This is a genomic window from Arthrobacter sp. E3 (assembly GCF_017353415.1).
Taxonomy (GTDB): domain Bacteria; phylum Actinomycetota; class Actinomycetes; order Actinomycetales; family Micrococcaceae; genus Specibacter.
The window spans coordinates 46,191-70,250 of record NZ_JAFMPX010000007.1; the positions used below are offsets into that span (position 1 = coordinate 46,191).

Consider the following 24,060-nt stretch of genomic DNA (forward strand, 5'->3'; position numbering starts at 1 on the left):
CCGAAGGCCCTTAAAGCGGTAGTTTCGTAGATAGCCGTCTAAGCCACCGGGCGCTTAGTGTGCTGAGTTTTTTCTTGGATTTCAACTCAACCGGCGCAGGTGTCCTCCGGGGCGTAAAACTTGCAGTGAACTAACCAAAGCCTCTCGCAGGCTACCTCATGAAGGGGACTCCATGACTGATTCCACGAGCGCATTCCTGCGCTACGACGGCGGAGAGCTTGAACTGCCGCGACTTGATGCAGTAGAAGGCAACGCCGGGTATGACGTTTCCAAGCTCCTGAAGGAAACCGGTGCGGTCACCTACGACCCCGGCTTTGTCAATACGGCTGCCACGTCCTCCGCCATCACGTACATAGACGGTGATGCGGGCATCCTGCGCTATCGCGGCTATCCCATTGAGGAACTGGCTGAACACTCCAGTTTCCTTGAAGTGTCCTACCTGCTGATCTACGGCAATCTGCCCACAGCGGCGGAACTAGATGCTTTTGACCAGCGCATCCGCCGCCACACGATGCTGCACGAAGACCTCAAGGGCTTCTTTGCCGGCTTCCCCCGTGACGCGCACCCCATGCCGGTGCTGTCCTCGGCAATCTCCGCGCTGTCCACGTTCTACCAGGACTCCCTCGACCCGTTCGACGATGAGCAGGTGGAAATGGCCACCTTCCGCCTCATGGCCAAGCTGCCCGTCATTGCCGCCTACGCGCATAAGAAGTCCACCGGCCAGCCCATGCTGTACCCGGATAACTCCATGGACCTGGTGTCCAATTTCCTGCGCCTGAGCTTCGGTGTTCCGACCGAGCACTACGAGATGGACCCGGTGGTGGTCAAGGCACTGGACCTGCTGTTGATCCTGCACGCAGACCATGAGCAGAACTGCTCCACCTCCACCGTCCGCTTGGTGGGTTCGGCCAACGCCAACATGTTTGCCTCGGTCTCCGCTGGCATCAACGCACTCTTCGGCCCGCTGCACGGCGGTGCCAACGAAGCAGTGCTGAATATGCTCCGCCAGATCCAGGACAGCGGCGAGCCTGTTGAAAAGTTCGTGGAGCGGGTGAAGAACAAGGAAGACGGCGTGAAGCTGATGGGCTTCGGGCACCGCGTCTACAAGAACTACGACCCCCGCGCCAAGATCGTGAAGGCAACGGCCCACGAAATCTTGGAAAAGCTCGGCGGCAACGACGAACTTTTGGACATCGCCATGCGCCTGGAAGAAGTAGCACTGACGGATGAATACTTCGTCTCCCGCAAGCTCTACCCCAACGTGGACTTCTACACCGGCCTGATCTACAAGGCCATGGGCTTCCCCGAAAAGATGTTCACCGTCCTGTTCGCCATTGGGCGCCTGCCTGGTTGGATTGCCCAGTGGCGCGAGATGATGAAGGACCCGCAGACGAAGATCGGCCGCCCGCGCCAGCTCTACACAGGCGAACCCGAGCGGATGTACCCCTCGAGGTAATCCCCACGCCCTCTCACCCCTTCACAAGTTCGGGGTGGGGCCCTCGGGCGCGGGGGCCCAGGTATTGTGGCGGGGGGGGGGGGGGGGGGGGGGGGGGGCCCCCCCCCCCCCCCACCCCCCACTTCTTTAATCCGCAGACTTCTTTGCCCCGAGATGTTCGTCCACGGCAAGTATTTGCTCGATCATCCACCGCCCGCCCGTCCTGGACATCACGATGTGCAATGCCTGCTGCTGTTCCGTCTCCTGCTGGTGAACCACGTTCCCGGAAGCGTCCAGCTCCGCAAACGGGCTTGTGGAAACGGTGGCCTGCACGATCTTTTGAGAAGCACCGGCGCTTGTTTGCACAATCCCAGCTTCCACAATCCCAGCTTGCACAATGCTCGTTTCGAGCCCGGCAAAGCTGTGACCGCGTTCCAGCAGGCTCGCCATGACGGCAGTGTCGGCTTCCCAGGCCGGGGAGCCGGGTACAGTGACTTTCTCCAACAAGGCACTATCCGCCGTGGACAGCGCGTATGAGCGCAACCAGGCCAGTGCCGGCAGAGCTTCGAGAGCTGCCTCCTGCACCAGGCCATTTTGAATCTTCGCTGGTAAAGCCGCCACCCATGCAGTCTCACGAGAGTCCGCCCCGCCAGGGGCAAACGTGGATGAGTGCTGGTCCTGGCCCGGCGGAGCCAGTGCACTCCAACCTCCGCCCTGAACAACATGGACCACTAAGACAAACAAACAAAGCACCACCACGGCAGCAGCGGTGAGCATTGCCACACGTCTGCGAGGTCGAACGCCTACCCGAAGGCCGTCACCGCGGCCCGCATCTAATCCATGGCCGTGCAAGCGGCGTCGTGGCGTTGCTACCTCACTCCCCCATAGCTGGCTCATTCGCTTCCCCTCACGCTCGAGCCGACCTTCGTGCAGAGGCAGCCAGCGTGTCAGTGGTAGACGCGCCCACCACCGTCTACGCCCCCGTGGCACACGGGCGGTGCGAGCCCGTCCGGCGACGCCATTTCCCCGCATGACACCATGCCTGCGCATGGCACCGTGTCCTTGCACGGCGCCTGCCCCATGTGCCGCACCCACACGCCTGCCACGCCGCTCTTTGGCGTCCTTCCGGGTCAGCAGTTCAGGCAGGACGCTCGGATGTACGGCATGGCCCAGAGCCACAGGCAGGGCAGTGGCACTGCGAAAGACAGCCTGGGCGAACGCAGCAGCCGTCGGGCGCAGGGCCGGGTCGTCGTTCAGCCCTGCTTCCAAGGCAGCCACCAACTCGTGGGGAACGTCCTGAACGAGTGTTCCCAACGGCAGCCTGTCCCGAGTGCGTGGCGCAGCCCGCCCAGTCAAGGCGTACCAGCCCACGGACGCCAGTGCGTACACGTCCGCGGCTGCATCCCGGGCACTGTCATGGCTGCAGGAAAAGCCTGGTGTTCCTGCCACCGATTCCGCACCCTGGCCCAGAATCCGGCCAAAACCGAAGTCAGAAAGAAGTGGTTTGCCGGCTGAACTGAGCAATACATTTCCTGGGGACACATCTCCATGCACAGCACCCCGGGCATGCAAGAACGCCAGCACCTGACCCATGGGAGTCAGGACCGTCACGGCCTCCCCCACTTCCAAGGTGCCCCGGGCACGAACCACTTGCTCCAGTGAGCCTCCGCCCGCATGATCCATGAGAAGCACTTGTGAGCCCAAGGAATCTAGTACAACACCGTGAACCGGGATGAGGTGGTCGTGCCGGAACTGTGCCAGAACTCTCCACTCATGTGTGATCTGGCTATCATTATGACGGCGTGAAGCCTCGTTTGTGTCCGCCCTCACTCCCCCGCCCACGGTGAGGATTTTAGCGGCAAGGCAGGCTCCGCCGTCGTCCGGGGCAAGGAGCCAGACACTCCCATTGGCCCCCTTCCCCAAGCAGCGCACGGGCCCGTAACCGGCCACCTGCGGCGGGTGTTCGGTAGTTGCGGCGGCTCCAACCTTGTCCATGTACCAGTTGTAGTCCGCTTTTCGATTTCCTGCGTCAAGTTATCCACAGGCTTGAGATGAAATGTGAATTGTGATTTAGGTGTGGTTGCAATTTCCTCTAAAGTGACCTGTATGAATCTTGAGTTCTGCGAAGTTGGATTTGCCCCTCATTTCATCGATTACAACGATGCATGGGAGCAACAACGCCAGGTCCACGCCGATGTGGTTGCCGGCGAATCAACTCACACTGCCCTCTTGCTGGAACATGCGGCCGTTTACACGGCGGGAAAACGCACCGAAGATCACGAACGCCCCTTTGACGGCACACCGGTGATTAACGTTGACCGCGGTGGCAAGCTCACCTGGCACGGCCCCGGCCAGCTGGTCATGTACCCCATCGTGCGCCTGGCCGATGCCCACAGCATCCGCGCCTACGTCCATGCCCTGGAGGACATCATCATTGAGGTGCTGGAGCACTATGGTGTTGCCGGCGTTCGCGTGGATGGCCGAGCGGGCATTTGGTTGCTAGCCGACGGCAACGGCGGGGATCGCAAAATTGCCGCCATCGGCATCAGGGTCCATGAGGGCGTCACCATGCACGGCATTGCCATCAATGCCAACAACAGCCTCGCTCCGTATGCACAGATCATTGCCTGTGGCATTCAGGACGCGGGAATCACCACCCTGCAGGCCGAAACCGGCAAGGACATTTCCCCACAAGACCTCGTGCCGCTCGTCAAAGACGCCACCGCGCGTTTCCTTGCCCCGCTGATCGCCGAGACCCAGCCTGAACAGGCATCAACCACTGGTTCCGTGAAAGCGGCCCAGTCAGAAGGAGCACTGCTGTGACGTTGGCACCTGAAGGACGCAAGCTGTTGCGCATCGAGCAGCGCAATGCGGCCGTCCCCGTGGAACGCAAGCCCGAATGGATGAAGGCGAAGGTCTCCATGGGGCCCGAGTACATCGCTATGAAGAACCTGGTCAAGGGCCAGGGCCTGCACACCGTCTGCGAAGAAGCAGGCTGTCCGAACATTTTCGAATGCTGGGAAGACCGTGAGGCCACATTCCTCATTGGCGGTTCCGAGTGCACCCGTCGCTGCGACTTCTGCCAGATCGACACCGGCAAGCCCTCACCCATCGACATGTTCGAGCCCACCAAGGTTGCCAAGTCCGTTGTTAAGATGAACTTGCGCTACGCCACCGTCACGGGCGTTGCCCGCGACGACCTCGAAGATGAGGGCGTCTGGCTCTACGCCGAGACGGTGCGAAAGATCCACGAGTTGAATCCGAATACAGGCGTGGAACTGTTGATCCCCGACTTCTCCGGAAAGCCCGAACACATTACGGCCATCTGTGAGTCCAAACCCGAAGTGTTCGCCCACAATGTGGAGACTGTCCCCCGCATCTTCAAGCGGATCCGTCCGGCGTTCCGCTACGACCGTTCCCTCGATGTCATCACCCAGGGACGCAACCAGGGCATGGTCACCAAGTCCAACCTGATCTTGGGCATGGGTGAAACCCGTGACGAAATCTCCCAAGCCCTGGTTGACCTGCATGAGGCCGGTACGGACTTGATCACGATCACCCAGTACCTGCGCCCCTCCGAACGCCACCTCCCCGTGGACCGCTGGGTCAAGCCGCAGGAATTCGTGGAGCTCTCACAAGAGGCCGAGGAAATTGGTTTCCTCGGCGTCATGAGCGGTCCGCTCGTTCGGTCTTCCTACCGTGCCGGACGCTTGTGGGCCACGGCCATGCGCAAAAAGGGCCTGGACATTCCTGAGCACTTGGCCCACATTGCCGAGGGGATCGAAGATTCAGGCACCACGCGTCAGGAAGCGGCTTCGCTCATCGCCGCGCGGTAGCGGACCGGTCGGTAAGTTCGCACGTAACATTCCCGTCAAACACCCGCTAGAATTGAATTACTATGGCCAAAACCACTGACTCCGCACACAACAACGCTGACGAACCCAAGCGTTCCCTCTTTTCCCGCAGCCCCAAGGCGGAGAAGCCCAAAAAGACAAAGAAGCCCAGCCGCATCAAACAAATGGTGGACATCTTCAAGATGACCCGCCGCCACGACCCCATGGTCACGTGGCTGATGCTCGGTGCCTTCTTCGGGCTGATCGCCCTGTCACTTTTGGTGACGCTGCTGCTGTTCCCGGGCAACTGGCCCACTGGCCTGCTCATGGGCATTCCCCTGGGTCTGCTGGGTGCACTGTTGATCATGTCGCGCCGCGCCGAGCGTGCAGCCTATTCACAGATCGAGGGCAAGGCCGGCGCCGCCGGTGCTGCCTTGGGTTCATTGAAGAAGGGCTGGATCTTCAACGAGCAGCCTGCCTCGGTTAACCCGCGCACGCAGGATGTGGTTTTCCGCGTCATCGGCAGGCCAGGCATTGTGCTGGTCACCGAAGGCCCCTCGAACCGCGTGAAGGGTCTGGTCGATGCGGAACGCCGACGCATGAACCGGATTCTTCCCAACGTCAAGATCACGGTAATCGAGACCGGCAAAGCTGAAGGCCAAGTGCCGATCGCCAAGCTGACCAAGAAGTTGGGCAAGCTCAAAAATGAGCTGACAAAGGGTGAAGTTGGAGCTGTCAACAAGCGCATCTCCTCCATGGGCAACAAGCTGCCCATCCCCAAGGGCGTCGACCCCTATAAGGCGCGCCCTGACCGCAAGGCAGCACGCGGACGTTGAGCACACATGCAAAGGAGCCCGGCAGGATGACCTGCCGGGCTCCTTTGTGTCCTCAACTGCAAGAGATCAGCAGGGCTGCGGAATGACCGTCACGTTCTTTCAAGAGCGTGAAACGAGACGTCGTACCCGAGTCGTTTGAGCTCTGCAATGATCTCCCTCTTATGCTCCTGGCCTTTGGTCTCGACCGTGACACCGATCTGCACGTCGGTAGCCGCCAGCCCGGTGGTTGTGCGGTCGTGCTCCACACTCACCACGTTGCATTCGGTTCGGGCCAGTGCCGTAAGGAACTTCACGAGCGATCCAGGCCGGTCAAGTACGCGCACTATCATCTCCATGTATCGCCCGGCCGCCACGAGTCCATGCTGTAGCACCCGATTAAGCAGCAATGTGTCCACGTTCCCGCCGGATAAGACGACAACGATGGGCCCTTCCAATCCTTTAGCTCCGGCGAGCAGGGCAGCAACTCCAACGGCACCTGCAGGTTCCACCACCAGCTTCGCCCGCTCGCTCAGGAGCAGCATCGCTTCATCGATCTGCTCCTCCGTCACTGTCCGAATCTCGGCTACGTGCTGCCGCACAATGTCCAGCGTCAACTGGCTGGGCTCAGGCACCGCGATCCCGTCGGCAATGGTCACCACCCGGGCCAGACGCACCGGCACACCCTTTTCCAGCGACGCCGGGAATGCTGCCGCCCCCTCAGCTTGCACCCCGACCACTCGGGCACTGGAACCGGTGAGGTGGACGGCTGCAGCCACCCCGGCCAGCAGTCCCCCGCCTCCAGTGGGGACAATGATCGTGGCAACATCTGGAACTTGTTCCAGGACCTCAAGTCCTAAAGTTGCCTGGCCGGTGACAATGTCAACGTGATCGAACGGTGGAATGAAAACACGCCCACTTTTGGCAGCCTCGGCCTGCGCCAATTCGATGGACTCCGCCAGGTCTTCCCCGGCCAAGCGCACCTCGGCACCGTATCCTCGGGTAGCGGTCACTTTTGGAAGTGCAGCCCCGGTCGGCATGAAGACGACGCAGTCAATCCCTAACTCGCGTGCGGCTACGGCTACACCTTGAGCATGGTTGCCAGCGCTGGCCGCTATCACTCCTTGCTTGCGCTCCCCCTCACTCAGCGCCGAGAGCCGTGTGAAGGCACCACGCAGCTTGAACGAACCAGCACGTTGCAAATTCTCACATTTGAGAAACACCGGCACTCCAGCCAGGGCGCTGAGCGACGTACTGGTCTCGATAGGCGTACAAGACGTCACACCCTTGAGCAACTCCCTGGCCCGCTCGATCTCAGAGAGACGAATTGGCATTAATTCGTCGTTGACCGCGCCTGCTTCACACATGATGAGACTCCTCTACCTAAATTTGCTGTTCTCCCGAGAAAATCGTGATCACATCGTTCAAGCATGACCTTCCTCACCATAAACATATACCGCACTTGCGGCCAACACCCGGGTGCTTTGCGCGATGGGCGGAGGGCAGAATTGGAGTCAGGAACCACCTGCAAGGAGGCAGTTGACCATGAAGCACACACATCTAGGCCGCAATGGACCGAGGAGATCATCGGACGCTGGATTGCCAAGGGTGGCGGGCGGCGCGAGGACACCGTGCTGGCTTCCAAAGTTTACGGTTGGATGGAGCATGCCCCGAATCGCTCCGGGCTCTCCGCTTTGAACGTCCGCTGCTCCCTGGACGCCAGCCTGCAGCGGCTGCAGACCGACCACATCGATTTGTACCAGTTCCACCACGTTGACCGTGGCACACCATGGGATGAGATCTGGCAGGCAGTAGACGTCGCCGTCCAGCAAGGCAAGATCATCTACTCGGGCAGCTCGAACTTCGCCGGGTGGCACATTGCCGCCGCGCAGGAGGCCGCCGCGCGCCGGCCCGTCACGGGCTTGGTCAGTGAGCAGTCCATCTACAACCTGTTCCAGCGCAGCGTTGAGCGCGAGGTCATCCCTGCCGCTGAGTACTATGGCCTGGGGCTGCTGCCGTGGTCACCTTTGCATGGCGGCCTGCTCGGCGGCGTCCTGATGAACGGGCACGACGGCGTACGCAGGTTGGAGGGCCGCGCCGCCAAAGCGCTGAAAGGGTGCCGGGACAGCGTTGCCGCTTTTGAAAAGTTTGCTGCCAAGCGCGGCGAGGATCCGGCTGAGATCGCCCTCGCCTGGCTGCTGCACCAACCTGCCGTAACAGCGCCCATCATCGGGCCGAGGACTTCCAAACAACTCGTGGCAGCACTGCGGGCAGTGGATGTTTCCTTGAACCGTGAGGCGCTGGCCCGGCTCAACCAAATCTTCCCCGGCCCCAAAACCGCACCGGAAGACTACGCCTGGTAGGAAATTCGCCGTTCCGACAGCGGGCCCGTGGGGGCAGGTAACCCCCTTATCCAAAAAGAAAGAAGAGACTCGATGCCTTCGTTCCTGCCCTCAGGGCCGTAGGCGTTGCGTGTCCCATCCGGACCCGGTCCGGACATAGCGAAGGCGTTGGTGCTCGCGGCTGGGATCGCCTTGCCAGAATTCGACTGAATTTGCTTCAATGGTCCACACCGCCCAATGCGGTGAGACAACATTTTCGTTGGACTCAACCTCCGCTTTGGCACGCGCAATCTCCTCAATTCGGGTGGCGGGATCAGAAATGACAGAACTCTGCTGACCTGCCAAAGCGAAGACTCGGGTATGCGGGTGGCGTGCGAGGAAGTCTGCGGCTGACTCTGACGTGGAAGCCCGTTGCGCAATCCCACGTACTCGAACCGCGCGGGCTAGTGGACTCCAAAAGAACGTGAGGGCGCAGTTCGGATTGTGTCCCAGTTGGCGGCCCTTAGCCGATTCGTCGCTTGTCGAGATCTTGAAACCGCAGTCCTCTGTTACGTCTTTGATGATCAATACGCGGGCATCGGGCAGACCATCCCTATCTACGGTCGAGAGCGTGGCAGCGTGGGGTTCCGGCACTCCAGCAACAACTGCCTGCCGCAACCAATCTAGAAATAGCTCCTGGGGTGTCTGCGGTACTGAAGCTGAATCGAAGTCCGGGGCCTGTCCAACGATCGAAGGAATTGCTCGAAGTTCATCACGAAGTGTCTGCATCGACCTATTGTCCAACAGGAATGACAGCCGCGGAAGGCGCGCACCCGACACCAGCGATGGGCGAGACCGACTATAAGGTCTTGTGGAGCCAACAGGGGCGGAAACTGCGACCCTAGCGGCGGACCAGGATGGTCTTCATGGCCTTATCGTGCAGTCCCCGGTGGTCCGCGTCAACAATGATGGCCGGGATGACTAGGCACACCAGCAGAGCGCGAACCACACCTGCAAGCAGGCCGGGAGCTCCGCCGTCGACCCTGGTGACATGGATGCCCATGATCCTGTGGCCCACGCTGTAGCCCAGAGTGCCCACAAGGACCATCTGTTCGGCCGCGAAAATGGCGAGAATGGCGTTGGGATTGCTGTTGAAGAAGGCGACCGCAATGAGATAGGACAAGCCCCAGTCGATGCACAGGGCAAGGATGCGCCTTCCGGCACGGGCCATGGAACCGGGCCCGGATTCCGGCCGGCCTAAACGCTCGCCGGGGAATTTCGATATATTAGAAGTGTCCGGCCCACTGAGCCATGAACCTATGTCTTTACGATCTACCACTCCCCCAGCCTACCGGCGCAGGCTGGAAGCCGGGCATCGGACACCGTTTCCGGCACGTGTAACGTGCTGGAAACATTTCAGACACGGTAGAGAAATAGCGTCGATCTACTCTTATGAGAAGTTGCATTGCCCACGGCCGGGTACAGTCGGCCAAAGCCCCCAGCACCAAGGAGCAAGATGTTCAAGAACGCGGAAGAAGTCCTGCAGTTCATCAAAGACGAAGATGTGAAGTTCGTCGATATTCGATTCACCGACCTTCCCGGCGTCCAGCAGCACTTCAACGTGCCTGCCAAGACAGTGGACCTTGACTTCTTCGTCAACGGTCAGCTCTTCGATGGCTCCTCCATCCGTGGTTTCCAGGGCATCGCCGAATCCGACATGCAGCTGATCCCGGACCCCAAGACCGCCTTCGTTGACACGTTCCGCAAGGAAAAGACGCTGGCGCTGAACTTCTCCATCGTGAACCCGCGCACCGGCGACCCGTACCACCGCGACCCGCGTGGCGTGGCCGAAAAGGCCGAGGCCTACCTGGCTTCCACCGGCATTGCCGACACCGCATTCTTTGGTGCCGAGGCCGAGTTCTTCGTCTTCGACAACGTGCAATATGAATCCTCGGCCAAGGGATCCTTCTACAAGATCGACTCCGAAGAGGCCTACTGGAACACCGGCCGCAAGGAAGAGGGCGGCAACCTCGGTTACAAGACCCCCGAAAAGGGCGGCTACTTCCCCGTGGCCCCGATTGACCACCAAGCTGACCTGCGTGACGCCATGTGCCTTGAAATGGATGCCGCAGGCTTGGAAGTTGAGCGCTCCCACCACGAGGTTGGCGCTGCCGGCCAGGCTGAAATCAACTACAAGTTCAACACCCTGGTCCATGCAGCCGATGATATGCAGAAGTTCAAGTACGTCATTAAGAACACAGCGTGGGCGTGGGGCAAGTCCGTCACGTTCATGCCCAAGCCGGTCTTCGGAGACAATGGTTCGGGAATGCACTGCCACCAGTCCCTGTGGACCAGTGGCGAGCCGCTGTTCTACGACGAGAAGGGCTACGCAGGCCTCTCCGACATGGCCCGCTGGTACATTGGCGGCCTGCTGAAGCACTCCTCGGCTGTGCTGGCGTTTACCAACCCCACCGTCAACTCCTACCGCCGTCTGGTCAAGGGCTTCGAAGCACCCGTGAACATGGTGTACTCGCAGGGAAACCGCTCTGCCGGCATCCGCATTCCGATCACCGGCTCGAACCCGAAGGCCAAGCGCTTGGAATTCCGCGCCCCGGATCCGTCCTCCAACCCGTACCTGGCCTTCGCCGCCCAGCTGATGGCCGGCTTGGACGGTATCCGCAACCGCATTGAGCCCCCCGCCCCCATCGACAAGGACCTGTACGAGCTTCCCCCGGAGGAAGCCAAGGACATCCCGAAGGCGCCCGAGTCACTCGAAGAGGCCCTGATCGCCTTGGAGGACGATAATGAGTTCCTGCAAGCCGGCGGAGTGTTCACCCAGGATCTGATCGACACCTGGGTCGACTACAAGCGCGAATACGAGATCAAGCCGCTGCAGCTACGCCCGAACCCGTACGAATTCGAGCTCTACTACGGCTGCTAGACACCGCATGAGGAAGGGCCGGAACGTTTACGTTCCGGCCCTTCCTCATGCCACGCTGTGAACTACTTGGATGTGACGTTCCGCCGCACCCAACCAATCGCAGCTGTGGCAACGAACAAAACAATTGCGACAACGGCCAGCCAGACAAGGCCTTTGACCACAAAGCCCAAGACGGCCAAGACGACCCAGATAACAAGTAAGGCAACTATTAATCCCATCATGCCGAAAAATATACATGCACAACGGGGAAACTCCAAGACCTGCTAAACGACCGCGTTAAACGACTCAGGGGCCGGAACAATTTGTTCCGGCCCCTGAGTGGTGCCAAACAGCTCTTAGTGCCTACTTGTCAAAAACATCCTTGGCAGCGTCCTTGACGTGCTCTCCGGCCTGCTTGGCTTTCGCCGAGGCCTGGTCGGCAGCACCTTCTGCTTGAAGCTTGGTGTTGTCTGTTGCATCGCCAGCAGCTTCCTTGGCTTTGCCCTTGAGTTCTTCTGCCTTGTTGCTGATCTTATCTCCGAGTCCCATGGGACCTCCTTCAATATGAATCCAACTGGTTGCATTGTCGAAGATACTGAACGAACCTGAGAATAACCTGAACGTGCGTTGACCCACTGGCCACATTGCCAGAACAGTGAAGACTGCCTCGCATTTCAACCGTTATGGGCAATCGTCTCCGCATCGAAGGCGCGGTAGAGGATCCGTTGCGAGCCGGATCGACCGCCCAGATGCTGGCCGCGGTCCACAAATTTGGCCATCAAATACGCGGCCAGACCCGCGGGGTTGCGTTCATTGACGCTCAGCACAAGGCCTGTGGCGGACAGCCCGGACGCTCGAACCAGCTCTTGCGCCAGTTCGACGGCAGCCACCGCGGCCCCCGAGCCATACCCTCGTCCTTGGCGGTTTTTGTCAATGAGGAAGCCACGCAGGAGCACTGCACCACCAGCGTTCGGCCAGCCAGCCTCCAGGGCGGCACCCAGGTGGAGCACCCCCAAACCAACCACTGTTCCGCCGTCGAACGCGTTCTCCGCAACGCCGGTGGAGGGAGGTGCTGCAGTCACGATGGCAAAGGGGTGCCGAGCAGTATCCTCCAGCGCTGTTGCGAGCATGGCGGCAGGCTCCCCCACAAAGTCGTCCTGGCCAGGCGCTAGCGACAACCCTGCCACTGCCACCACCAGCCGTTGAAGTTCGTCCTCGCCAACGGACTTCAACGGCACCAGATGAACATTGCCGTTCGAAAACGAAGTGCTCAAAAGATGGACCATTCTGTCTTGGCAGTGAACTGGTCCAGGGCTGCAATGCCGGCCATGGAGTTCCCATTGGGTCCCAGCGCCGGTCCCCATACGGTTACCGAGCAAATACCGGGGACGATCGCCACAATGCCTCCGCCCACACCGCCCTTGCAGGGAACACCCACCCGGTAGGCAAACTCCCCCGCTGCGTCGTAGGTGCCGCACGTCAGCATCACCGCGTTGACGCGCTTGCTTTGGTTCGGACTCAGGAACGGTGTGCCGCCTGATGAAACACCATGGCGGGCCAGAAACAGTGAGGCCTGGGCAAGGTCCTCACACGACATTTCAAGGGCGCACTGCTTGAAGTAGTTCGACAGCACATCCTCCACCGGATTCTCCAGATTGCCATAACTGGCCAGCAGATGCGCCATGGAGGCGTTACGGTGCCCGTGGTCCGCCTCGGAAGCGGCAACCACGTCATCCACGTCGACTTCGGGATTCCCGGACTCGCTGCGCAACAGTCCGCGCACCGAAGCTGCCGCGTCCCCCGTCAAGGTCAGCAGCCTGTCGGTCACCACCAACGCACCCGCATTGATAAAAGGGTTACGGGGAATGCCCAGGTCCGCCTCCAGCTGGATCATTGAGTTGAAAGGGGTGCCTGAGGGTTCACGAAAAACTCTCTTCCAGATGGAGTCATAGTCGTATGACATCACCAAGGCAAGCGAAAAGATCTTCGAAATACTTTGAATCGAGAATGGTGTGAGCCAGTCCCCCGCCCCATACACGGAACCATCGGCCATTGCCACGCAGATGCCGAACTTGTCCGGGGAAACTTCACCCAGGCTGGGAATGTAGGAGGCCACCTCGCCGTGCCGGCCCAGCAGGCCAATGTCTTCCACTATCTCGTCCAGGATCCCCTGTATGTCCATCGCGCGCTCCAAAACTGTTGTGCCGGCGTCGTACTCAAAAGCTGTACCAACAAAAAAACCGTACTAAAAAATTCATCTGAAAAAATGTGTGTCAAAAAAGGCAGGGGCCAGCCGTCGTGCCGGCCCCTGCCAAAAACGCTACAGAACCTTGGCCAGGAACTCCTGCAACCGCGGCTGCTGCGCATTGGAGAAGATGGCATCCGGGGTGCCTTCCTCGCAAATGTATCCCGCATCCATGAAGATGACACGATCTGCCACTTCACGGGCAAATCCCATCTCGTGGGTCACCACCACCATGGTCATGCCCTCGGCGGCCAGGTCGCGGATGACCTGGAGCACCTCGCCCACCATCTCCGGGTCAAGGGCGCTGGTGGCCTCGTCGAAGAGCATGATGCCGGGGTTCATGGCCAACGCACGGGCAATGGCCACACGCTGCTTCTGCCCGCCGGAGAGCGAACCGGGACGGGCATCGGCCTTCTCAACGAGATCCACACGCTTGAGCAGTTCCATGCCCTTGGCCCGGGCGGCGGCCTTGTCCAGCTTCTTCAGCTCCACTGGCGCCAGCATGATGTTTTGCAGCACCGTCATGTGCGGGAACAGGTTGAAGTGCTGGAACACCATGCCAATGTTCTGGCGTACGGCATTCAGGTCAACCTTGGGGTCCGTCAGGTCAAAACCGTTGACCGCCACCGTCCCCCCGCTGATGTCCTCCAGCTTGTTCAGGCAGCGCAGGAACGTTGACTTGCCCGAACCCGAGGGGCCAATAACGCACACCACCTCGCCCTCGGCAATGTCAACATCCAGCCCCTTGAGCACTTCATTGGCACCAAAGGACTTCTTCAGGCCCTTGACACTGATTTTTGCGTTGCTTTCGCTCATTTGTTGAACTTCCTGTCCACGAGGTTGGAAAGCTGGGTCAAGGCGGTGATGACAATAAAGTACAACGCCGCCACAATCAGCAGGGTCTCACCAGTGCGGAAGTTCGTAGCGTAGATCTGCTGGCCCTGGTAGGTCAGCTCCGCAAATCCGATGACGGCCAGCAAAGAGGTATCCTTCAAGGTGATGACGAACTGGTTGATGAACGACGGCGTCATGATCTTGATCGCCTGTGGCACCACCACCCGGCGCATGGAGGTGACGTAACCCAAGCCCAGACTGCGGCTGGCTTCCAACTGGCCGGCGTCGACAGACTGGATGCCGCCGCGGACAATTTCGGTCATGTACGCACCGGCGTTCAAGCTCAACGTGATGACACCGGCCGCGAGCACGCTCAGGGGCTGTCCCGTCATCTGGGGCAGGCCAAAGTAGAAGAAGAACGCCTGCACCAGCAGCGGCGTGCCGCGGAAGATCGCCACATAGGTGGTGGCGATGCCACGCAGAATCCTGCTTTCGGCCACCTTGAAGAACCCAAAGACGACGCCGAGCACCAGCGCGATGGCCAGTGACAGCACCGTGGCGACCATGGTTAGCCACAGGCCCTTCATGAGGGCCGGGAAACTGTCCTTGACGAGCTGGAAGAAGCCGCCCTGCTCCTGCACCTCGGACTTGGCCAGGTACTTGTCAAGGATCTTCTGGTACTCGCCGTTGGCCTTCAAATTGGCCAGGCCCGCATCAAAAGCCTTCAACAGATCCTGGTTTTGGCCCTTGTTCACGGCAAAACCGTAGGAACTACCCTGTTCCTTCGCGGTGACGATCTTCAGCCCGTTGTTTTGGCTGACACCGTAGGCGAGCACAGGGTAGTCGTCGAACACGGCCACGGAATTGCCAGCCTTGACGTCGTCGTACATAGTGGCGGAGTCGGCAAGCGCCTTGACCGTGAAGCCATACTCGTCCTTGATGGAGTTGGCGAAGGTCTCGCCCTCACTACCCCGCTTGGCGACGACGGTTTTGCCTTTGAGGTCCTTGTAGGTTTTGATGTCCTCGTTGTCCTTGGCAACGGCCATCTGCACGCCGGAGTCAAAGTAGGGTTCGGAGAAGTCAAAGACCTTCTTGCGTTCGTCCGTGATGGACATGCCGGCGATCACGCCGGCCACCTGGTTTGATTGCACCGCCTGCAAGGCCGCGTCAAAACCCAGGGACTTGATGTCAACCTGGAAGCCCTGCTCCGTGGCGATGGCCCGCAACAGGTCCATGTCAATGCCGACGAGTTCGCCGCTGCCGTCGCGGAATTCAAACGGAGCGAACGTGGTGTCCGTGGCGATGGCGAACGTCTTGCCCTTGACATCTGTGGGGGCGGTGGGGACTGCCAGCGCGGACGCTCCGCCGATCCCGAAGAACATGATGGCGACCGTGAAAAAGGCGGCGAGGGCGGCAAACGTGCCGCCTCTGCGCCGCCACATGGGTGGGCGTCTTAGCATAAAGTTTCCCTTGTTATGGAGTTTCGTGCCACGAGGGGCGTTTTAAGTACTCCTCGACGTTACAGGTTTTGCTTCCACCATGCGATAGGCGCCACATATCCCGACACTACGAATTGGCAAGCGTGTCATCGAGCCAATCAAGTACACGCTGGTTGAGCAATGACCGATTCGCCATCTCGCAATGCCCTCGTCGCTGCCCCCAGCGGGTCCGGTCCAGCCGATGTCAGCAGGGCCGGGCAGCGAATGTCGGCAACCTGGTCTTTCAGCGTGAACTGGGCTGACGCCTGAATGAATGCCCGCAGTCTGCGACGCCGCCCGGGGGTGCCAGATAGCCTCCAAGGGTCCAGCCGCTGAGCACGATCTTCTTCGGGTCGACGATCTCCACGCTCATGGCATAGTCATCGATTGCAAAGATCACCACCTCCCAATCCGGGCGCACTGGCACCCCCGCTTGTACAACATCTCACCTTGGCCGGGACCGTCGAGCATGAGCACGCGATAGCCGCGCTCCAGCGCAGCCACCATGGAAGCTCCGTACCCTCATGGGAGGTGCTGATCGGCTGTACGGGCACCACCGACAGTTCCATGGCGCGGGCGCTGGCCCGATGCCCGGCGGCCACCTCATCTGCCACGGCGACGATGTCCACCATGTCCGCCCCACCCGCCGGGATGTACGCCACCGGCCACTGGCCGAACCCGTCATGGAACTCGTCTTCTTGTGCTATTGGAACTTCTTCCTGAGTGGCTCTTGACGTTACATTTGGCGCTCTGCACTATCCATAGCCACTTGCCCCTCCGTTTTCACCCTTCGAAATTGCGTCTCTAGTAACGTGGAGGTGTTCCGGAATGATGTCCGCTGTGTGGCGGCCCGAAGAAAGCAGCCAATGGACAAGCCCAATGTGATCCTTATTTGTGCCGATGAATGGCGCGGCGACGCGCTGGGTGCGGAAGGTCATCCGTATGTGCAGACACCGCATCTGGACGAGATGGCCGGCAAGGGCGCCCGCTTCCGCCACGCTTATTCAGCCACACCCACGTGTGTCCCCGCCCGCGTGGCCTTGTTTACCGGCCAATCCCAGGAACGCCACGGTCGGGTTGGCTACCAGGAAGGCGTGAACTTCAACGACGTCCATCCCGTCACGCTGCAGGGCGAGTTCCGCAAGGCCGGCTACCAAACCCAGACCATCGGCAAACTGCATGTCTATCCTGAACGCAGCCGGGTGGGCTTTGACGATGTCATCCTGCACGACGGCTTCCTGCACTTCGCCCGCAAGGAGCACAAACGAGACTTCAAGTTCTTTGACGACTATGTCCCGTGGCTGCGCCGCCAACCGGGCGTCACCGCCGACGAGGAGTACTTTGACCACGGTGCAGGCTGCAATTCGACTGTGGCCAGGCCATGGGACAAGGCAGAAAGGCTACATCCCACCTCGTGGACAGGGAGCCAGGCCGTCGAGTGGCTGTACCGCCGTGACCCCACCCGCCCGTTCTTCCTGTATCTGTCCTTCCACCGCCCGCATCCGCCGTACGATCCGCCCGCCTGGGCAATGGACATGTACGTTGACCTGCCCGCCTTCAAGCGTCGCTTGGGCGATTGGGAACACCACTATGAGTCCGTGCGCACCGACGGCAACCACCAGCTGGCCTTCGGCAAGCTTTCGGAGGCGGTCACACACCGGGCCCGCGCCGGATACTACGGCCTCATGACCCAGATTGATTTCCAACTCATGCGCCTCGTTGAGGCCCTGAACGAGTTTGGGCTTGCGGACAATACGGTGTTGGCGTTCACCTCGGACCACGGCGAAATGCTCGGTGACCACGACTTCTACCGCAAGTCCGTCGGCTATGAGGGCTCTGCCCGTGTGCCCTTGATTGTATGCCCGGCACCCAACGACGAAGCCGCCCTGCGTGGGGCCGTGGTGGATGAAGTGGTGGAACTGCGCGACGTCATGCCGACTTTGCTGGACTTGGCAGGGGTCCCCGTGCCCGAGTCCTGTGATGGAAAGTCGCTGGCCAGATTTGTGCGCTCAGCTGCAGGGGAATCACCCGAGCCGTGGAGGGAGTGGCTGCATGGCGAGCACGTCTACTTCGGCCAGTCACTGCAATGGGTGACCGACGGCCACACAAAATACCTGTGGGCTTCGGCATGGGGAACCGAGGAACTGTTCAACCTCGACGACGACCCGGAGGAAATGCACAACCTTGCCCCGCTGCCGGAGCACACAGAGCTTTTGGCCCTGTGGAAAGGCCGTCTCATCGCTGACCTCACGGATCGCGAGGAAGGCTTCGTGCACGACGGCGAACTGGTCACCGGGGTGCCGGTGACCACCATCCTCGCGCATGCCCGGGCCCGTATGGCCGGCTAACCATAGAACAAGTGCTCAAAGACACCGCGGGCGCGGCGGGTCAGGCTCAGGTAGTCCTCTTCAAAAGTGGCTGCCTGGCCTGGTTCGTAGCCACACCAACGCGCGACTGCTTCCAGGTCATGCCGGGCAGACGGCAGCACGTCGGAGTTCTTCCCCGTCCACATGACGATGGCGTTGCGGATTTTTCCTGCCAACCGCCAAGCTGACTCAAGGATTTCCGCATCGGCAGCCTCCACCAGGCCTATGGAGACAGCCGCATGCAAGGCGGGAAGGGTTTGCGTGGTCTGCAGCTCCGGATGGGCATGGGCGTGCTGCAGCTGCCACAGTTGGACCAGCCATTCAACATCGCTGAGTCCGCCCCGGCCCAGCTTCACATGACGGGATGGATCGGCACCGCGAGGCAGCCGCTCACCCTCCATGCGGGCCTTGATGCGCTTGATCTCACGCTGGTCCGTTTCGGAAATATTCTTCGGATAACGGATGGGGTCGGCCATTTCCACAAAGTCCTCAGCCAGGCTGTCTGAGCCGGCCAGGGGCCTGGCACGCAACAGCGCCTGCGCTTCCCAGGGCGATGACCAGCGGGCGTAGTATTCCCGGTAGGCTTCCAGCGAGCGAACCAAAGGTCCCTGGCGCCCTTCAGGGCGCAGATCAGCATCGACACTGAGCACCCGTTCAGCTTGGATGGCCGGGCGAACCGGGGACGTCAGCAACGACACCAGTTTTTGCGCAATGGCCTTGGCTTGTTTCCCCGCCTCGTCCATCAGGTCTTCCGGCAGGCCATCCACCGGACGGTGCACGAACAAGACATCCGCGTCCGAGCCATAGCCGATTTCCCGCCCGCCTTGGCGCCCCATGGCCACCACCAGCATCTTCGTCAAGGCAGGGCCACCAGCTTGAACCTCAGCTTCAGCGACCATCAGGCTGCCCAGGATGGCGGCCCGGTCCGTGTCGCTGAGCGCCTCGGCAACCTGGTCTTGACCCAGCAGACCGCACGAGTCGGCAATGGCCACCCGCAGGATTTCGCGCTGCCGCAGGAGCCTGATCAACCGGATGGACTCGAGGGTTTCCCCATGGCGCACAAACGTTTGCTGAATCTCCGCCCACTGGCTTGCGAAACTCTGTGGCACCAGTTCCTTGGAATTTCCCAGCCACGCCGTGGCCTCCGGGGACACCTCCAGCAGGTCACTGACCAACCGCGAACTTGAGAGAAGGTGGCACAGCCGCTCGGCAGCCGCCTGGTGATCGCGCAGCATGCCCAGGTACCAGTGTGAAGTCCCCAACGCGTCGCTGACCCGGCGGAACGCGAGCAGTCCGGCGTCGGCATCCACGCCGTCGGCCAGCCAGCCGAGCAAAACCGGCAGCAACTGCCGCTGCAGTGCTGCGCGGCGGCTGACCCCTGCCGTCAAGGCCTCGAGGTGACGAACGGCTCCCTCCGTGTCCCGGTACCCGAGCGCCGCCAAGCGTGCCCTTGCAGCATCGGTGGTCAAGGCTGCGTCCTCTGCACTGAGGTTCGCCACGTTGGCCAGAATGGGGCGGTAGAAGATCTGTTTGTGCAATGAATTGACGGAACGCTTCACTTTGGCCCAATCCGCCAAGAGCGACTCCGCACTGGGCCTTTTCACGCTGAGCGGACCGGCCAATGCCCGGGCCAGCGCCCGAAGCTGATCGGGAGCGGTGGGCATGGTGTGGGTGCGGCGCATCTGCACGAGCTGGATTCTGTGCTCCAACACTCTCAGGTACGTGTAGTGCTCACGCAGCAGCGCGGCGTCGGTGCGGCCCACGTACCCGGCCTTCACCAACGCGTCAATGGCGGCCGTCGTGGAGCGCACACGCAGACTCGTGTCAGTCTTGCCATGGACAAGCTGCAACAGCTGGACAGTGAATTCCACATCCCGCAGCCCTCCCCTGCCAAGCTTGATCTGGCGGGCCGATTCGGCATCTGGGATGTGGGCCGTGACCCGCCGCCGCATGGCCTGGACAGCTGCCACGAAGCCGTCCCGCTCCGAAGAGGACCAAATCAGTGGTGCGACGGCCCGCTCGAACTCATCGCCCAATTCTTTGTCCCCCGCCATGGCCCGTGCCTTGAGAAGTGCCTGGAACTCCCAGCTTTGTGCCCAGCGGTGGTAATAGGCCAGGTAGGACTCCAACGTCCGTACCATCTGCCCGTCCTTGCCTTCCGGGCGCAGGTTCGCGTCAACCTCCCACAGGCCCGGCTCGCGTTCGGCCGCATAGATGGTGCGCGAGATGGCTCCGGCCAATGCGTTGCCAATACGTGCCACCTGTGACTCATCCATGCCTTCCGCTGGTCTCGCATTCGAACCCGGGCCCGCACCCGGGCCGTCGGCACCCTCAGTGGAGGGTGCGCCGTCGTGCCTGAGGGCGACAACGTACATGACGTCCACATCGGAAATATAGTTCAGCTCCCGCGCCCCGCACTTGCCCATGCCGATGACGGCCAGGCGCACGGCGGCCACGTTCTCCACACCTGCCGCAGCACCCACTTCGGTGCGGGCCACAGCCAGGGCGGCTTCCACGGCGGCGGCGGCAAGATCCGCCAATTCGGCCCCTACCATGGGCATGGCCGCCTGCGGTGAAGCTGCGCCGAGGTCCCGCAACGCCAGCTCACACAGGTGGCGGCGGTACTTGGTCCGCAAGGCGATGCGCGCCTCGGTTCCGCAGAGTGCCGCAACCGGCTGATCCGACTCCGGGTCCGCACCCACCGCGCGCAGAAGCGACTCCCGCAGCACCTCGCCATCGAGAGGAACCGGCTCGGGCGACGCCACGGCGTCGAGCACGTCAAGGTGTTCAGGGTGGCGCATCAAAAAATCCGCCAGCGCCTCCGAGGCACCCAAGAGCCTGAACAGCGCCTCATTGGGGACCTGCTTACCCGTGTCCGGATCAAGGACCCTCAACCGGTCAGCGCATGTGGGCACGGCGCTGAGCAGCCGCACTAGCGATTGCAGCGCCAGGTCGGGGTTGTCAGCTACGGACAAGGCATCAAGCAGCCAGGCCTGGTCCAGCCCCGCCAGTTCGGAAAACCCCAGGAACCTCTCGCAGGTTTCCAGGTCGGAGAAGCCGCGGGAGATGAGGGTGCGGGTCAGCGAGCTCATGGCAGGTCCTAGAGCACTCCCAGGTAGCGGTTGATTTCATAGGGCGTGACTTGGAGGCGGTATTCCTGCCATTCCTCACGCTTGTTGCGCAGGAAGTTCTCAAAGACCTGCTCACCGAGAATTTGCGCCATTAGTTCAGATTCCTCCATCTGGCGCACGGCGTCGTGCAGGCTGGACGGCAGCGGGTCGTGCCCCAGTGCTCGGCGTTCAGCGCTGGTCAGGGCGCTGATGTCCTCTACAGCCGCTTCTGGAAGCTCGTACCCTTCCTCGATCCCCTTCAAACCGGCCCCCAGCAGCACGGAATAGGCGAGGTAGGGGTTGGCGCCGGAGTCAATGCCCCGGTATTCAAGCCGGGCAGCCTGGCCCTTGCCCGGTTTGTACAGTGGCACGCGCATCAGTGCCGAACGGTTGTTGTGTCCCCACGACACATAACTGGGTGCTTCCCCGCCACCCCACAGTCGCTTGTAGGAATTCACAAACTGGTTGGTAACAGCCGTGAATTCCGGTGCATGGCGGAGGATTCCGGCCATGAACTGCCGGGCCGTCTTGGAAAGCTGGTATTCGGCCCCCGGCTCATGGAAGGCGTTGCTGTCGCCTTCAAACAAGGAGAAGTGGGTGTGCATGCCTGAACCAGGATGATCGGAGAATGGCTTGGGCATGAACGTGGCGTACGTGTCCTGCTGGATGGCCACCTCCCGGATCACCGTGCGGAACGTCATGATGTTATCCGCCGTCTGCAGGGCATCGGCGTAGCGCAGGTCGATCTCGTTCTGGCCCGGACCGCCCTCGTGGTGGCTGAACTCCACGGAGATCCCAACATTTTCAAGCATCGTCACCGCAGTGCGGCGGAAATCCTGCGCCACACCACCGGGCACGTGATCAAAGTAGCCGGCATGGTCAACGGGCACTGGGATGCCGTCCGGCCCCGGCTGGTCCGACTTCAGCAGGTAGAACTCAATCTCCGGGTGGGTGTAGCAGGTGAAGCCCATGTCCGCGGCCTTCTCCAGCGTGCGCTTGAGAACGTTGCGCGGGTCAGCGGTGGAGGGCTCGCCGTCGGGCGTGAGAATGTCGCAAAACATGCGCGATGTCTGATCCGTGGCCCCGCGCCACGGCAGGATCTGAAACGTTGAAGGGTCCGGCATGGCCAGCATGTCCGATTCGAAAACCCTGGCCAGGCCTTCAATGGAGGAACCATCAAAGCCCAGGCCCTCCTCAAAAGCGCCTTCAACTTCAGCCGGGGCCAACGCCACCGACTTCAAGCTGCCCACGACGTCGGTGAACCAGAGCCGCACAAACCGCACGTCACGCTCTTCAATGGTGCGCAACACAAATTCTTGCTGACGGTTCATTCTCGCTGCCTCTTCTCTTTGCCGCCCGGCCCCCTGCCGCCGCATACCGGACAAGCGGTGGGCAAGATTGCGAACAGGAATATTTCCTACTGTGAATACTCTACTCAACCCGGTGCCCGGTGCATTGCCCGCTTCGCACCCGGACTCGTAATAGGCTGGAGGGCATGTCACCGACGAGCACCCCTGATTCCCCCCTGTCCAAAGCAACGGCAGTTCCCGATGCAGCGGCAGAGCCTGCTGAACTGGCAGCCCCTTACGGCGCCGGCGCTGCTACTGCCAAGGCTGCGGGAATTCCTGCCACGGCGGCCAGGATCCGCACGCACCACCTGCACGCGGCGAAGCAGGCTGGCGAGAAGTTTGCCATGCTCACCGCATACGACCAGTACACGGCGCAGATCTTCGACGAAGCCGGCATTGAGGTGCTGTTGGTGGGCGACTCGGCCTCCAACAACGTCTTGGGCAATGAAACCTCGCTGCCCATCACGCTCGATGAAATGATCATCTTTTGCCGCGCCGTCACAGCTGGCGCCAAGCGGGCCCTCGTAGTTGCTGATCTGCCCTTTGGCAGCTATGAAGCATCCACGGAGCAGGCCGTCGCTTCCTGTGTGCGTCTCATGAAGGAGGGCCTGGTGCACGCCGTGAAAATGGAGGGCGGCGCCTACTACGCCCCCACCGTGCGCGCGCTGACCCAAGCCGGCATCCCCGTCATGGCCCACATCGGCTTCACACCGCAAAGCGAGCACATGCTGGGCGGCTACCGGGTGCAGGGCCGCGGCGACATGGCCCAGGCAATGATTGATGACGCCGTGGCGTTGGCTGATGCCGGCGCGTTTTGTGTGTTGATGGAAATGGTTCCGGCCACGACTGCCGCTGCCGTGGAGGCCGCTATTGACGTGCCCACGGTGGGTATTGGGGCAGGGAATTCCACCACGGGCCAGGTGTTGGTGTGGCAGGACATGGCAGGGCTGCGGACCGGAAAGATGGCCAAGTTCGTCAAGCAGTACGCACAACTGCGCACTGTTCTTGCTGACGCCGCGAAGGAGTACGGCCAGGAAGTGCGCAGCGGCGTGTTCCCCGGCCCCGAGCACACTTTCTAGCCCGTCCGGCCTGCCAGGTACGCTTGGTTAGGCGTCATCTTCTTCGTCGAAAGCATCGGCGACTTCATTGCGTTCACGCACCTTCGCCAGGGCCGCTTCGGCCTCTTCGCGGCTGTCGTACGGGCCAATGAGGGACTTCCATCCTGACTGGGCGTTCTTTTCCACTTCGTGCGTTTCCACGTTGTACCAATACTGTGCCATGGTGCTCTCCATCTCTGCGCAGGGTTCCTTGTTCGCCTGTTGACATCCTAGGCCGACCGGCCGGTCCGCGCCCGGTA

General features: G+C 61.1%; 23 protein-coding genes. 9 read left to right on the forward strand and 14 right to left on the reverse strand.

Features of this window, described 5'->3' with window-relative positions:
* The first annotated feature begins 172 nt into the window (after nucleotides 1-172).
* The gene (locus JMA46_RS05010) at nucleotides 173-1,456 is read left to right on the forward strand and encodes a citrate synthase (protein WP_207344202.1); all 1,284 of its coding nucleotides are present in this window, start codon (nucleotides 173-175) and stop codon (nucleotides 1,454-1,456) included.
* A 126-nt stretch (nucleotides 1,457-1,582) separates the two neighbouring features.
* Here the strand turns inward: JMA46_RS05010 and JMA46_RS05015 are convergent, their stop codons facing one another.
* Entirely contained in the window at nucleotides 1,583-3,430 is a 1,848-nt protein-coding gene (locus JMA46_RS05015) for a serine/threonine-protein kinase (protein WP_207344203.1), read from the reverse strand.
* A 90-nt stretch (nucleotides 3,431-3,520) separates the two neighbouring features.
* Between JMA46_RS05015 and lipB the strand changes: the two genes are divergently transcribed.
* The 3 genes from lipB (at nucleotide 3,521) to JMA46_RS05030 (ending at nucleotide 6,104) form a co-directional block, all read left to right on the forward strand.
* On the forward strand, nucleotides 3,521-4,258 hold the full coding sequence (lipB, locus tag JMA46_RS05020; protein ID WP_348770063.1) for a lipoyl(octanoyl) transferase LipB: 738 nt from the start codon (nucleotides 3,521-3,523) through the stop codon (nucleotides 4,256-4,258).
* Nucleotides 4,255-5,271: a lipoyl synthase gene (gene lipA / locus JMA46_RS05025; RefSeq protein WP_207344205.1), complete on the forward strand. Its 1,017-nt coding sequence runs from the start codon at nucleotides 4,255-4,257 to the stop codon at nucleotides 5,269-5,271. The genes lipB and lipA overlap by 4 nt, the downstream gene beginning before the upstream one ends.
* Before the next feature lie 62 nt (nucleotides 5,272-5,333).
* A complete protein-coding gene (locus JMA46_RS05030; protein WP_207344206.1) occupies nucleotides 5,334-6,104 on the forward strand; it encodes a DUF4191 domain-containing protein in 771 nt (256 codons plus the stop codon).
* Nucleotides 6,105-6,193: 89 nt separating this feature from the next.
* Here JMA46_RS05030 and ilvA read toward each other — a convergent pair whose 3' ends face one another.
* The gene (gene ilvA, locus JMA46_RS05035; protein WP_207344207.1) at nucleotides 6,194-7,447 is read right to left on the reverse strand and encodes a threonine ammonia-lyase; all 1,254 of its coding nucleotides are present in this window, start codon (nucleotides 7,445-7,447) and stop codon (nucleotides 6,194-6,196) included.
* Nucleotides 7,448-7,510: 63 nt separating this feature from the next.
* Between ilvA and JMA46_RS05040 the strand changes: the two genes are divergently transcribed.
* Nucleotides 7,511-8,443, forward strand: coding sequence for an aldo/keto reductase (locus JMA46_RS05040; protein WP_207344208.1), 933 nt, complete (start codon nucleotides 7,511-7,513; stop codon nucleotides 8,441-8,443).
* Nucleotides 8,444-8,533: 90 nt separating this feature from the next.
* Here JMA46_RS05040 and JMA46_RS05045 read toward each other — a convergent pair whose 3' ends face one another.
* Together JMA46_RS05045 and JMA46_RS05050 are read right to left on the reverse strand one after the other, a co-directional pair.
* Entirely contained in the window at nucleotides 8,534-9,190 is a 657-nt protein-coding gene (locus JMA46_RS05045) for a pyridoxal 5'-phosphate synthase (protein WP_207344209.1), read from the reverse strand.
* A 112-nt stretch (nucleotides 9,191-9,302) separates the two neighbouring features.
* Nucleotides 9,303-9,740, reverse strand: coding sequence for an RDD family protein (locus tag JMA46_RS05050; RefSeq protein WP_207344210.1), 438 nt, complete (start codon nucleotides 9,738-9,740; stop codon nucleotides 9,303-9,305).
* A 177-nt stretch (nucleotides 9,741-9,917) separates the two neighbouring features.
* Between JMA46_RS05050 and glnA (JMA46_RS05055) the strand changes: the two genes are divergently transcribed.
* A complete protein-coding gene (glnA, locus tag JMA46_RS05055; RefSeq protein ID WP_207344211.1) occupies nucleotides 9,918-11,342 on the forward strand; it encodes a type I glutamate--ammonia ligase in 1,425 nt (474 codons plus the stop codon).
* A 62-nt stretch (nucleotides 11,343-11,404) separates the two neighbouring features.
* Here the strand turns inward: glnA (JMA46_RS05055) and JMA46_RS05060 are convergent, their stop codons facing one another.
* The 7 genes from JMA46_RS05060 to JMA46_RS05090 all read right to left on the reverse strand — a co-directional run bounded on the left by JMA46_RS05060 (nucleotide 11,405) and on the right by JMA46_RS05090 (nucleotide 16,281).
* On the reverse strand, nucleotides 11,405-11,563 hold the full coding sequence (locus JMA46_RS05060) for a hypothetical protein (protein ID WP_207344302.1): 159 nt from the start codon (nucleotides 11,561-11,563) through the stop codon (nucleotides 11,405-11,407).
* A 121-nt stretch (nucleotides 11,564-11,684) separates the two neighbouring features.
* The gene (locus JMA46_RS05065; protein ID WP_207344212.1) at nucleotides 11,685-11,870 is read right to left on the reverse strand and encodes a CsbD family protein; all 186 of its coding nucleotides are present in this window, start codon (nucleotides 11,868-11,870) and stop codon (nucleotides 11,685-11,687) included.
* 125 nt (nucleotides 11,871-11,995) lie between these two features.
* Nucleotides 11,996-12,595: a GNAT family N-acetyltransferase gene (locus JMA46_RS05070; protein WP_247647066.1), complete on the reverse strand. Its 600-nt coding sequence runs from the start codon at nucleotides 12,593-12,595 to the stop codon at nucleotides 11,996-11,998.
* Entirely contained in the window at nucleotides 12,592-13,503 is a 912-nt protein-coding gene (locus JMA46_RS05075; RefSeq protein WP_207344214.1) for a glutaminase, read from the reverse strand. The genes JMA46_RS05070 and JMA46_RS05075 overlap by 4 nt, the downstream gene beginning before the upstream one ends.
* Before the next feature lie 138 nt (nucleotides 13,504-13,641).
* Nucleotides 13,642-14,382: an amino acid ABC transporter ATP-binding protein gene (locus JMA46_RS05080; RefSeq protein ID WP_207344215.1), complete on the reverse strand. Its 741-nt coding sequence runs from the start codon at nucleotides 14,380-14,382 to the stop codon at nucleotides 13,642-13,644.
* Nucleotides 14,379-15,842, reverse strand: a complete 1,464-nt coding sequence (locus JMA46_RS05085) for an amino acid ABC transporter substrate-binding protein/permease (RefSeq protein ID WP_210768565.1) — start codon at nucleotides 15,840-15,842, stop codon at nucleotides 14,379-14,381. The genes JMA46_RS05080 and JMA46_RS05085 overlap by 4 nt, the downstream gene beginning before the upstream one ends.
* A 280-nt stretch (nucleotides 15,843-16,122) precedes the next feature.
* Nucleotides 16,123-16,281: a hypothetical protein gene (locus tag JMA46_RS05090; protein WP_207344216.1), complete on the reverse strand. Its 159-nt coding sequence runs from the start codon at nucleotides 16,279-16,281 to the stop codon at nucleotides 16,123-16,125.
* A 121-nt stretch (nucleotides 16,282-16,402) separates the two neighbouring features.
* Here JMA46_RS05090 and JMA46_RS05095 point away from each other — a divergent pair, with 121 nt between their 5' ends.
* Together JMA46_RS05095 and JMA46_RS05100 are read left to right on the forward strand one after the other, a co-directional pair.
* The gene (locus JMA46_RS05095; RefSeq protein WP_207344217.1) at nucleotides 16,403-16,612 is read left to right on the forward strand and encodes a hypothetical protein; all 210 of its coding nucleotides are present in this window, start codon (nucleotides 16,403-16,405) and stop codon (nucleotides 16,610-16,612) included.
* 132 nt (nucleotides 16,613-16,744) lie between these two features.
* On the forward strand, nucleotides 16,745-18,226 hold the full coding sequence (locus JMA46_RS05100) for an arylsulfatase (RefSeq protein WP_207344218.1): 1,482 nt from the start codon (nucleotides 16,745-16,747) through the stop codon (nucleotides 18,224-18,226).
* On the opposite strand, the gene JMA46_RS05105 is transcribed toward JMA46_RS05100, so the two are convergent.
* Both JMA46_RS05105 and glnA (JMA46_RS05110) read right to left on the reverse strand, forming a co-directional pair.
* Complete coding sequence (locus JMA46_RS05105) at nucleotides 18,223-21,336, reverse strand: bifunctional [glutamine synthetase] adenylyltransferase/[glutamine synthetase]-adenylyl-L-tyrosine phosphorylase (RefSeq protein WP_207344219.1); 3,114 nt, start codon at nucleotides 21,334-21,336, stop codon at nucleotides 18,223-18,225. The two genes, JMA46_RS05100 and JMA46_RS05105, sit on opposite strands and share 4 nt — an antisense overlap.
* An 8-nt stretch (nucleotides 21,337-21,344) precedes the next feature.
* On the reverse strand, nucleotides 21,345-22,685 hold the full coding sequence (gene glnA, locus JMA46_RS05110; protein ID WP_207344220.1) for a type I glutamate--ammonia ligase: 1,341 nt from the start codon (nucleotides 22,683-22,685) through the stop codon (nucleotides 21,345-21,347).
* Between the two features lie 164 nt (nucleotides 22,686-22,849).
* Between glnA (JMA46_RS05110) and panB the strand changes: the two genes are divergently transcribed.
* Complete coding sequence (gene panB, locus JMA46_RS05115; protein WP_207344221.1) at nucleotides 22,850-23,782, forward strand: 3-methyl-2-oxobutanoate hydroxymethyltransferase; 933 nt, start codon at nucleotides 22,850-22,852, stop codon at nucleotides 23,780-23,782.
* 27 nt (nucleotides 23,783-23,809) lie between these two features.
* Here panB and JMA46_RS05120 read toward each other — a convergent pair whose 3' ends face one another.
* Nucleotides 23,810-23,983, reverse strand: coding sequence for an SPOR domain-containing protein (locus JMA46_RS05120; RefSeq protein ID WP_207344222.1), 174 nt, complete (start codon nucleotides 23,981-23,983; stop codon nucleotides 23,810-23,812).
* Nucleotides 23,984-24,060: the final 77 nt, after the last annotated feature.

Coding starts and splice junctions, on each gene's coding strand:
- JMA46_RS05010 (WP_207344202.1), top strand. CDS start 173: ATGACTGATTCCACGAGCGCATTCCTGCGCTACGACGGCGGAGAGCTT.
- JMA46_RS05015 (WP_207344203.1), bottom strand. CDS start 3,430: ATGGACAAGGTTGGAGCCGCCGCAACTACCGAACACCCGCCGCAGGTG.
- JMA46_RS05030 (WP_207344206.1), top strand. CDS start 5,334: ATGGCCAAAACCACTGACTCCGCACACAACAACGCTGACGAACCCAAG.
- ilvA (WP_207344207.1), bottom strand. CDS start 7,447: ATGTGTGAAGCAGGCGCGGTCAACGACGAATTAATGCCAATTCGTCTC.
- JMA46_RS05040 (WP_207344208.1), top strand. CDS start 7,511: ATGACCTTCCTCACCATAAACATATACCGCACTTGCGGCCAACACCCG.
- JMA46_RS05045 (WP_207344209.1), bottom strand. CDS start 9,190: ATGCAGACACTTCGTGATGAACTTCGAGCAATTCCTTCGATCGTTGGA.
- glnA (WP_207344211.1), top strand. CDS start 9,918: ATGTTCAAGAACGCGGAAGAAGTCCTGCAGTTCATCAAAGACGAAGAT.
- JMA46_RS05060 (WP_207344302.1), bottom strand. CDS start 11,563: ATGATGGGATTAATAGTTGCCTTACTTGTTATCTGGGTCGTCTTGGCC.
- JMA46_RS05065 (WP_207344212.1), bottom strand. CDS start 11,870: ATGGGACTCGGAGATAAGATCAGCAACAAGGCAGAAGAACTCAAGGGC.
- JMA46_RS05075 (WP_207344214.1), bottom strand. CDS start 13,503: ATGGACATACAGGGGATCCTGGACGAGATAGTGGAAGACATTGGCCTG.
- JMA46_RS05080 (WP_207344215.1), bottom strand. CDS start 14,382: ATGAGCGAAAGCAACGCAAAAATCAGTGTCAAGGGCCTGAAGAAGTCC.
- JMA46_RS05085 (WP_210768565.1), bottom strand. CDS start 15,842: ATGTGGCGGCGCAGAGGCGGCACGTTTGCCGCCCTCGCCGCCTTTTTC.
- JMA46_RS05095 (WP_207344217.1), top strand. CDS start 16,403: ATGGGAGGTGCTGATCGGCTGTACGGGCACCACCGACAGTTCCATGGC.
- JMA46_RS05100 (WP_207344218.1), top strand. CDS start 16,745: ATGGACAAGCCCAATGTGATCCTTATTTGTGCCGATGAATGGCGCGGC.
- JMA46_RS05105 (WP_207344219.1), bottom strand. CDS start 21,336: ATGAGCTCGCTGACCCGCACCCTCATCTCCCGCGGCTTCTCCGACCTG.
- glnA (WP_207344220.1), bottom strand. CDS start 22,685: ATGAACCGTCAGCAAGAATTTGTGTTGCGCACCATTGAAGAGCGTGAC.
- panB (WP_207344221.1), top strand. CDS start 22,850: ATGTCACCGACGAGCACCCCTGATTCCCCCCTGTCCAAAGCAACGGCA.
- JMA46_RS05120 (WP_207344222.1), bottom strand. CDS start 23,983: ATGGCACAGTATTGGTACAACGTGGAAACGCACGAAGTGGAAAAGAAC.